General features: G+C 69.0%; 3 protein-coding genes. All 3 read right to left on the bottom strand.

All coding sequences use genetic code 11. The features are described 5' to 3' along the window. Positions 1-280: 280 nt before the first annotated feature. The 3 genes from B7L92_RS37430 to B7L92_RS37420 all read right to left on the bottom strand — a co-directional run bounded on the left by B7L92_RS37430 (position 281) and on the right by B7L92_RS37420 (position 2,560). Positions 281-1,147 carry a GNAT family N-acetyltransferase gene (locus tag B7L92_RS37430; RefSeq protein WP_081241570.1) on the bottom strand — a complete coding sequence of 289 codons (867 nt, stop codon included), beginning with the start codon at positions 1,145-1,147 and terminating at the stop codon, positions 281-283. An 89-nt stretch (positions 1,148-1,236) separates the two neighbouring features. Then, positions 1,237-1,440: a hypothetical protein gene (locus B7L92_RS37425; protein WP_081241569.1), complete on the bottom strand. Its 204-nt coding sequence runs from the start codon at positions 1,438-1,440 to the stop codon at positions 1,237-1,239. A 4-nt stretch (positions 1,441-1,444) separates the two neighbouring features. Next, positions 1,445-2,560: a radical SAM protein gene (locus B7L92_RS37420; protein ID WP_081241568.1), complete on the bottom strand. Its 1,116-nt coding sequence runs from the start codon at positions 2,558-2,560 to the stop codon at positions 1,445-1,447. Between the last annotated feature and the right edge of the window lie 120 nt (positions 2,561-2,680).

The raw sequence follows: 2,680 nt of genomic DNA, 5'->3' as shown, positions 1-2,680 counted from the left end.
GAGGTACCAGGCGTGGGTGGGGGAGCGGTCCGGGCCGGGCGGCACCGTGTAGTCGACGAAGCCGTCGCAGCGCTGTCGTCACTGAAAGTCCTCCTGATAGCTCAGTGGCCCCCAGCGTCAACGTCTCGACGCCATATGGACGGAGTGACCGCCCAGGGCGTTACACCTGGTGGCTGAGAGGTTTAGGAGGTACGGCAAGAGCCCCGCTCATCCGCCACGGGGGGGAAGCGGACGAGCGGGGCCGTGTGGAGGGCCGGTGTCAGGCGGCGGGACGTGCGGGTCAGAGCTTGGTGACGCTGACGAACCCGAGTGAGCGCAGTCCTTCGGACTGGCACAGTTGATCCGAGGCGCCACCGATTTCGGTCTGCAGCAACTGGTAGTCGGCGCCGTGAGCGGCGCCCCACGCCATGGCGGCGCGCCACAGGGCGCGGCCGTGGCCGTGGCCGCGGTGCTCGGGCAGAACGCCGAAATACTGCGGCAGCAGCCGGGTTGCTCCGGCGTGGTCGGGCATGGTCTCCATGGGGCCGATCGCGCCCACGATGCGGCCGCCGTCGGTGGCGGCCAGGACGGGGCCGACGGCACCGGCCTGCATCTGGCTGTGCAGGAACGCGAACCCGTCGCTGGTCAGCCGGTCGGCGAACGCGGCGAACGTGTCCCGCACCGGCTCGGGCAGAGTAGCCACGGCTCGGATGGCGCCGGGCTGGTCCTCGTGCCGGGGGCGGGCGAAAGGCTTCATCTGCACGCGGGTGACGGCGGTGCCGGCCGGTGGCGTCTCTTCCGGGGCGTGGAAGGTGATCACCCGGGCGGTGGAGGTGTGGTGGCCGGCGGCGAGCTTGGCGGCCAGGCCCGCGGCCTCTTCGGCGCCAGGCCCGTAGGCGTAGACGGTGAGGGTGCCGCTGCCGCGGTTGCGCAGGGTGGGGACCAAGGTCCGCGCACCGGTGTGCTCGATGTGATCGAGCAGTACGGTCTCGTCCTTCGTTGCGGCCCAGCGCTGATCCTTGTCGTACGGCAGGAACGTGCCGGTACCGGCGACGCGCAGGACGTCATCGAACAGGGCCGGGCCCAGCGCGTCGGGGTGGACGGGGCCGATCGTCGGCACGTAAGGCACGCGGATCACAGGGTGCAACCACTCCCACAGCAAGCGCATGAGGCCAACGCTACTCGCCCGCCACGCATGACTCGGGCCTCGGCGCAGAAGACACCGAGGCCCGAGCGGTTTCTAGCGGTTACGACCGGTTAGTGGGGGTTGTCGTCGCCCGCGGAGCAGCTGCACTTGGCGCTGTCCATGAGCTTGTCCATGTCGGCGATGCCGGTGATCTGGGTGATCGGCTCGGCCGGGGAGAGGATCGGCCGGGTGAAGTACGGCAGGTCACCGCCCCGGGTGGGCCCGTCGCCCGGAAGCGGGCGCCTCGGGGAGATCTCGACTGCTACAGCGGTCATGTGTTCACCCTGCTTTCTTTCGTCCGTGCTGGCAGTAAGCCGCCAGCGGGGCCTTCGCCTCCTGGAAGTGCTTGGCCAGGGGCCTGCATACGGTGCAGGAACCGGAGAGCGCACATCCCGAGCAGCCTCCGGTGCGAAGCATCAGTCGGTCGGCGATGGCGCCGAGCCGGGCGAGGCCGCCGATACCCTCCCGCGGGAGGGAAATCTGGTCGTCGCGGCCGATCTTGCAGATGGACACCAGCCCATGCGGGTCCATGTGGAAGAAGGTGTGTCCCGCGTTGCAGCCCGTGAACTGCTTGCGCATGCGCAGGTGGTCCTTGGACTGCGCGGTGAGGACTTCCCCTCCGCCGTAGATGGTCGGCGTCATGTTCGTGTACACCTCGTGCTCCACGCCCCAGCGCTCGCACAGGTCGATCATCGCGGTCTCTTCGTGCGCGTTGTCCTCGGTGACGATGACGCTCATACGCAGTGGCAGCCGGGCGTGACGGGCGGCATTCATGCCCTGGACGAACAGGTCCCATGCGCCGGACCGTTGCGTCAGCTCGTCGTAGCTGGTCTTGGTCGCTCCGTACATGGACACCGTGACGCGGTACGGAGGGCATTCCTCGAACAGGCGCAGGATGTTCTCGCGCCACAGCAGGGAGCCGTTGGTGGAGACCGTGAGCATCATGCCCAGCTCGAACGCGTGCCGGTAGGAGCGCAGGAAGTCCTTGTCGATGGTGGGCTCGCCGCCGGTGATCTGGAGCCACAGCACGCCGGCCTCGGCCATCATGTCCAGGCACCGCAGCTTGTCCGGCAGCGGCATGCCGGAGTTCACCTTGAGCCCCAGGTAGCAGTGCTTGCAGGCGTAGTTACAGCCGAGGTTGACCTCCCAGCTCGCTTTGCCGTAGCCCCAGGGAGACGGCTGCCGGACGAGCAGGAAGTCACCTGTCGGTCGGCCTGCCACGTCCATGCCCCACTGATCGCGGACGGTGTCGGCCAGCCAGGCGGGTGCGGGCTGGGCGGGGTCGTGGGAGCGCAGTTCTTCGTAGTTCGCTTCGGGCAGCAGGAGGCCGTTCTTGCGGCCGGGCCGCAGCAGCACATGCTGTTCCAGGAACGGGCTGGCGATCAGATGGTGCACGTCGGCTTCCCTTCGTTCGGGAGGGGCGGGTCCCTCTTTGCCGCCCCGTCGGGGGAGCGGGGCGGCAAAGAGGGAGCAGGCGTCCGGCGCGGGGCGGTGACCTTGCCGTGGGGGAACACG

Origin of the sequence: Streptomyces viridosporus, from assembly GCF_002078235.1 — a bacterium.
GTDB classification, from domain to species: Bacteria; Actinomycetota; Actinomycetes; order Streptomycetales; family Streptomycetaceae; genus Streptomyces; species Streptomyces viridosporus.
This window is presented reverse-complemented; position numbering and strand designations above follow the sequence as displayed.